Here is a 6,436-nt window from a genome sequence, read left to right as displayed (position 1 = left end):
TTCACCTAACGAATACCGAAGAGCTGCGTAACGAAAAGAACCTCAGCTCTGTTAAAACGAGCCGAGGTATCTAACCTAACTATTTTTGTTTTTTACACTGTCCACTTGACAGGGAGCACTTCATAAACAAAGGGTTTAGGGCTTTTTTCTGCATTGATTTTCGGTTTAGAACTAATTAACGTGAGTAGAACTCAACGATTTGCTTCTCGTCAATTTCTTGCGATAGCTCATCACGAGCAGGAAGACGAATAAATTTACCTTCCAAAGCTTGCTCATTAAATTCTAGGTATGTTGGTAGGTGGTTGCGACCTTCCATTGCTTCTTTAATTGTTTTTAAAGAGCGACTACGTTCGCGAATACCAATAACATCACCTACATATACCGTATAAGAAGCGATATCTACTTTTTTACCGTTAACAGTAATATGTCCGTGAGAAACCAATTGACGTGCGCCAGCACGAGAGTTAGAAAGTGCCAAACGATAAACTAGGTTATCAAGTCTGCTTTCCAACAAGATCATAAAGTTCTCACCAACGATACCTTTCATCTTAGCAGCTTTGTCGTATAGGTTGCGGAATTGTTTCTCTTGCAAACCATACATATGACGTAGCTTTTGTTTTTCTTGAAGTTGGATACCATATCCACTAATTTTTCTACGTTGAGTTGGTCCATGTTGTCCTGGTGGGAAGTTTCTCTTCAAGTCTTTTCCATTACCGCTTAGAGAAATTCCAAGGCGGCGGCTTAGTTTAAATTTAGGTCCTGTATAACGTGCCATGCGTCGTGTTAACTCCTTCATCAAATCAATTTTTGATAGATAAATGGGGTTGTGTTTCGCCGAATATATCCGATGCTTGTACTTTATAGTACTACAGCTCATGATTAGCACTACAGCCGCTGGCTAATCCGCGAACATATTACATGAGGGTGACACAAAACCGTACGCCCATATATTCAACATTCTTATTATAGATGATCTGTAATAAAAGTCAACATAAATAGCTAATTATATTGATATAATTGGTAATTGATCCGATGTACACAATAAAATTGAAAAAGATGCTGGATTCCATGAGAAAGTATGAAGATTGTAGTGCAAGATGAACAGCAATAAAGTATGATAAACGTAATGAGAGCTCATCTCCATGTCATTTGCTAGAAGGGTGGGAGCTGATGGAGACCAAGCTGGATAATGATTTAATCTGGTTTGTTGCTGAAGATTTGAATCACGCGAATGAACTACATATGACGGGATTATTAGAAGAAAGCTTCTCGAAATGGCATTCAGAAATTATCGCATTGTTGGCGAATACAACTGGCGTATTTGTCATCCTTGATAAGGATGGTAATATACATACAGCAAGTGATGAATTTCAATCGCTACATATGCAAGAGATATCAGTGAATGCATTGCTTAAACAAACAACACTACAAGCGATTACGAATCGTCATTTGACTAAAAACAAGCAATTATCATGGCAAGTTACTGCTATTCCATTAGTTAAACGTAGTGATGAGACGGTATTTGCTGTTTTTGCTTATCTCTCTCAAGTAGAGGAGCATCTATTAGAAGCAACTGTTCATGCATTTGCTTTGCATTATCGAAGTTGTTTTTATTGTATGTTAGAGCAATCTTATACGAAACGTATTGCTGAACAAGAACAAAAGGTACATCACGAATTGAAAAAGCGAGAGGCATTATTGCTCGCTTCGAGACATATGTCGAATCAGATTGATGTTTCTGGTGTGTTAGGTGAGCTGTTACATAGTGTTGAGATGTTATTTGATAGCTCAGAAGCTTACTTATATTTGTCCCAAGATCATGTCCACGGTGACGTACGAATTAGACCATTAGTGTTTGACATGATGACCGATAATATCATTACGGAAGCATTTTTGAATGGTAAAACGGTACATGAACAATTAGCTAGCGGTCAATTAGTATGTGCTGTACCACTTTCTGGGAAACAAGCATCGTATGGTATTTTACAAATTATTGTACAAACAGATCGATGGAATGAAGAAGATTTGCAAATCGTGAGAATGTTAGCAGATATGGCTGGTTCTGCATTTGAAAATGCAAAATTATATGAGCAATCTAATATGCTTATTAAAGAGCTACGTCTTATTAATGAAATGACGAAACGTTTGAATCAATCGTTACGGTTGAAAGATATACTGCACTTTGCCATAACAGAGATGCTCTCGATCTTCCAGGCTGATTTTTGTTGCGTTATGCAATTAAATAAGGAAAAAGACACTTTCGAAGTGATGTCAAGTAATGTTACCACTCTTTCGCGACAACAATATTCGATCAATGACGGTTTTACTGGCATCGTATATCGGACAAAAGAACCGTTAATCATTTCTGATTATAACAATACTGCAACGGTTGCGTCTCCTTTGATGGAGCGGACAAAGTCCCGCTCTTTAATTGCTTCTCCTATATTTGTAGACGGGGAAGTTATTGGGGCGATTTTGATTGCTCATCGCATTGCTAATTATTTTTCATACGAAAATTATAAATTGTTGCAGGTCATAAGTACTCATGTGGGATTAGCGATTGTCAATGCCTCACTTCATGCTGAAGTACGTCGTATGGTCATTACCGATAATTTAACTGGTTTACATGCCAGACATTATTTGAATGAGCAGATTCAATTGAAACAGCGCTTTGATAATTACGGATCGTTAATATTAGTTGATATAGATTACTTCAAGCAAGTGAATGATACTTTTGGTCATCAAATTGGCGATCAAATATTAATTCAAGTGAGTGACATTGTTAAAACATCTATTCGTTCAGGAGATATTGCAGCTAGATGGGGCGGAGAGGAATTGGCAGTTTACTTACCGATGATGCGCGTATCTGATGCAGTGACATTTGCAGAGATAATCCGAAAACAAGTAGAAGAGCAGACAAATCCACAGGTGACAGTATCATGCGGCGTGTCGGAATGGTTAAGTAGTCACCAAAAAATTAGTGTAGAATCACTATTTTATAAAGCTGATATGGCGTTGTACGAAGCAAAACATGAGGGCAGAAATCGTATTGTAGTTGACGAACAAAGCTGAAGTGATGGAAAGTTATTTTTTTCGCATAAGGATTAACTTCTTTTGGGATGCTAGTTGATAGAACAATTAGTACTGGAGGAAGTAACTTATGCAAAAAATATGGGCGGAATTGTTGTGCAATAGACGAAGTATTCGGAGAAGTGTGGGTTTGATAGCTGTCATTTGCACCGTGCTGATAAGCAGTGGGTGTAGTTTCATGCGCGATAAGCTAGAAGCACAAGATTGGGTAACATTGTCATACGCTAGTTTGATGGCTATGGATCAATACCAATTTAGTGGAGCTACAGCTATGGAAGTGGAAGGGAAGGAAGTTAGCAAACCGCTCACTTTTCAAGGTTCTGTATCTGATCATCATAAATTAACGATTCAATCTGATCAAACCCATCACAATTATACGCATCCAGCCGAAGTGATGAAGATGTTGCGTGAATTACCAGTAGAGCAAATGACGGTTGTTCAAGAGCAGTTGGACCCCGAAACAAATAGAAATACTGTGAAAATAAGAGTAACGCAGCATAATGAGCAGTCAAAGCAATATTGGGAGCAAAAGCTACGCAGTCAAATGGGAGAATTGACGATTATTCAAACATCACAGACAGCAAATCAACAAAAAGTCACATCGGCACTACGTGAATCAGAACAACAGTTAGAAACGATGCTGCAATCTTTGCAGGTAAAACAAGAAATTGATATCGTTATCGATGTGCATAGTATATTACCGTTAAGATTATATGAACATACTACTTTTGAATATGAACGTGACGGGAAAGCGATGTCTGAAGTTCGTAAAACGACCGTTCGACTTCATTCTTTTGATGGGAAAGCAAGTAACGATATTTACCGAAAATAACAGTATAATTACTAGAATTGTAAACAGGAGTTGTTATTATGCGTGATCCGAGATTGGTAACATTAGCAAAAAATTTGGTTAGCTATTCTATCGATGTTCAGCCAGGAGATAATGTTCTCATTGAAACAACTGGCAAAGCAGTAGAATTGACAAAATGTCTAATCGAAGAAGTGGCACTTCGAGGAGGTCGTCCATTTGTTGAAACGAGTGATCAAAGTGTATTGCGAACGATGTTGATGCATGCTAGTGAGGAGCAAATAAAACTATGGGCTGCTTTGGACTTGGAGCGAATGAAGCAAATGCAAGGTTATATTGCTGTCCGTTCAGGCGATAATATTAATGAGCTTAGTGATGTGCCTGAAGCAAATATGCGCTTGTACGACCAACTATATCGTAATCCAGTACATTTGGAACAACGAGTGAAACGGACAAAATGGGTTATTCTACGCTATCCTACTCCATCGATGGCTCAACTGGCGAATAAGAGTACAGAAGCGTTCGAAAACTTCTATTTCGATGTATGCAACTTAGATTATTCCAAAATGGATAAAGCAATGGATTCGTTGCAACAGCTTATGTTGCGCACAGACAAAGTTAGAATTGTTGGACCAGGCACAGACCTGTCATTCTCCATCAAAGGTGTTGGAGCGGTGAAATGCGCCGGTAAATTGAATATTCCGGATGGGGAAGTGTTTACTGCACCTGTACGTCATTCTATCCAAGGGAAAATTACTTATAATGCACCAAGCGTAGAAGCTGGAGTAACGTTCGAAAATATATCGTTTACGTTTCAAGATGGAAAAATAGTCGAAGCTACAAGCAACAATACGAAACGATTAAATGAAATATTGGATGTTGATGAAGGTGCGAGATATATCGGTGAGTTTGCGATAGGATTTAATCCGTATATATTGGATCCGATGAATGATATTTTATTTGATGAAAAAATCGCGGGTAGTTTACATTTCACGCCAGGTCAAGCATATGATGATGCCGATAATGGTAATAGATCGTCTTTACACTGGGATTTGGTACTTATACAACGTCCAGAATACGGCGGCGGAGAAATATATTTTGATGATGTTCTCATCCGCAAAGATGGGGAATTTGTCTTGCCAGAACTAGAAGGATTAAATGCCGATCGACTTAAATAAAACTTTTTTAGCAATATTGTCAAAATTCCTCTTGATGGATATATAGATTCCATGTATCATGGTGTCAAAGGAAAGGTTTACAAAATTTCGTTGGAGGGATCACCATGTCTAATAATGCAGCTATTGTTGAAATTTCTCAAGCAGCTAGTCAATTTACTTCATCAATTGTTCTACAAGCTGACAATAAGTATATCGATGTGAAGAGCATTCTAGGATTGTTCACTACTTTAGTAGGCGGTCATTCCTATGAGCTGCACGTGCATGGTCCAGATGCTGAGGAAGCGAAAGCTAAAATGTCAGAAGTTTTTGCTAAACACAATTTAGATATTAAGATCGTATCTGAATAGTAATGGATGGTAAGTAATGAAAAGCGCGCTCTAACAAAGAGTAGCGCTTTTCGTTTTGAGCTTGTGTAATGTTAGTTTTTCGTCTAATATTAATATATATATGACAGCGGATGCGCACGAGGGGGGAAAACGATGTCTGTGCCAGAAGTTACTAGTTTACTGCATGAGAAGGCGCTACGTCTTCTGCAAGAGGATGCTCAAAAAATAGAAAAATTAATTGAAGTACAAATGGAAAATTTAACAACACGTCAATGCCCATTGTATGAAGAAGTATTGGATACACAGATGTATGGTTTTTCTAAAGAGGTAGACTTTGCAGTTCGTGCTGGTCTGTTGAGTGAGCAAGTTGGAAGAGATATTGTTAGCAGGCTGGAACGTAATTTAGCCGTACTATACGAAGCATTAGATCAAAGGAGCAGCCTGTAGTATAGGCTGTTTTTCTTTTAGAACAATAATTGGAAAAATAGTGCATGACATATGTCATGTTTCTAACATAATAAAGGGTTGGTTCTTGCTTGTAGGCGTTAGTTCTATTACAATGTAGTTATATGGTAAATGGAGGAGTGAATGACATGACCGAAAACCTTCAAACAGGTATGATTCGTATTTCTGATGATGTTGTAACTACAATAGCGGGACTTGCCGCATTAGAAACACCGGGTATAGCAGCTATGTCTGGTGGTATCTCCGAAGGCCTTGCAAAACGACTGAGCGGTAAAAATGTTCAAAAAGGCGTGTCGGTCGAAGTTGGACAATTGGAAGCAGCGATAGACTTACGAATAATTGTCCATTACGGTATTCCTATTCAGGAAGTATGCCGTCAACTCCAATTGAATGTACGAGAATCTGTTGAAAATATGACGGGATTAAACGTAGTAGAAGTAAATATCAAAGTAGAAGGCGTTGCTTTCAAAGAAGAAGCTGCAGTAATAGAAGAGTCACAGCCTCGTTTGAAATAACGAATTCATCCAGATAGCGGCATTCCTCATGCAGGAGAGCCGCTGCTTTGTTAT

Annotated in this window: 7 protein-coding genes; 6 read left to right on the top strand and 1 reads right to left on the bottom strand. The window is 38.3% G+C overall.

Translation table 11 applies throughout. The annotated features are described in order from the left end of the window. Positions 1-175 precede the first annotated feature (175 nt). A complete protein-coding gene (rpsD, locus tag ACFSTH_RS21060; protein ID WP_377773579.1) occupies positions 176-775 on the bottom strand; it encodes a 30S ribosomal protein S4 in 600 nt (199 codons plus the stop codon). Positions 776-1,170: 395 nt separating this feature from the next. Here rpsD and ACFSTH_RS21055 point away from each other — a divergent pair, with 395 nt between their 5' ends. From ACFSTH_RS21055 to ACFSTH_RS21030, 6 genes are all read left to right on the top strand, one after another. After that, complete coding sequence (locus tag ACFSTH_RS21055; RefSeq protein ID WP_377773577.1) at positions 1,171-3,072, top strand: diguanylate cyclase; 1,902 nt, start codon at positions 1,171-1,173, stop codon at positions 3,070-3,072. A gap of 88 nt (positions 3,073-3,160) precedes the next feature. After that, entirely contained in the window at positions 3,161-3,922 is a 762-nt protein-coding gene (locus tag ACFSTH_RS21050; RefSeq protein ID WP_377773575.1) for a hypothetical protein, read from the top strand. A gap of 38 nt (positions 3,923-3,960) precedes the next feature. Next, the gene (locus tag ACFSTH_RS21045) at positions 3,961-5,076 is read left to right on the top strand and encodes an aminopeptidase (protein WP_377773573.1); all 1,116 of its coding nucleotides are present in this window, start codon (positions 3,961-3,963) and stop codon (positions 5,074-5,076) included. Between the two features lie 104 nt (positions 5,077-5,180). Further along, positions 5,181-5,423, top strand: a complete 243-nt coding sequence (locus ACFSTH_RS21040) for an HPr family phosphocarrier protein (RefSeq protein ID WP_377773571.1) — start codon at positions 5,181-5,183, stop codon at positions 5,421-5,423. Between the two features lie 132 nt (positions 5,424-5,555). Then, positions 5,556-5,849: a DUF1507 family protein gene (locus ACFSTH_RS21035; protein ID WP_377773569.1), complete on the top strand. Its 294-nt coding sequence runs from the start codon at positions 5,556-5,558 to the stop codon at positions 5,847-5,849. Between the two features lie 146 nt (positions 5,850-5,995). Then, positions 5,996-6,382 carry an Asp23/Gls24 family envelope stress response protein gene (locus tag ACFSTH_RS21030; RefSeq protein WP_377773567.1) on the top strand — a complete coding sequence of 129 codons (387 nt, stop codon included), beginning with the start codon at positions 5,996-5,998 and terminating at the stop codon, positions 6,380-6,382. The last annotated feature ends 54 nt before the right edge of the window (positions 6,383-6,436 follow it).

Origin of the sequence: Paenibacillus yanchengensis, assembly GCF_042684845.1 — a bacterium.
GTDB classification, from domain to species: Bacteria; Bacillota; Bacilli; order Paenibacillales; family Paenibacillaceae; genus Pristimantibacillus; species Pristimantibacillus yanchengensis.
This window is presented reverse-complemented; position numbering and strand designations above follow the sequence as displayed.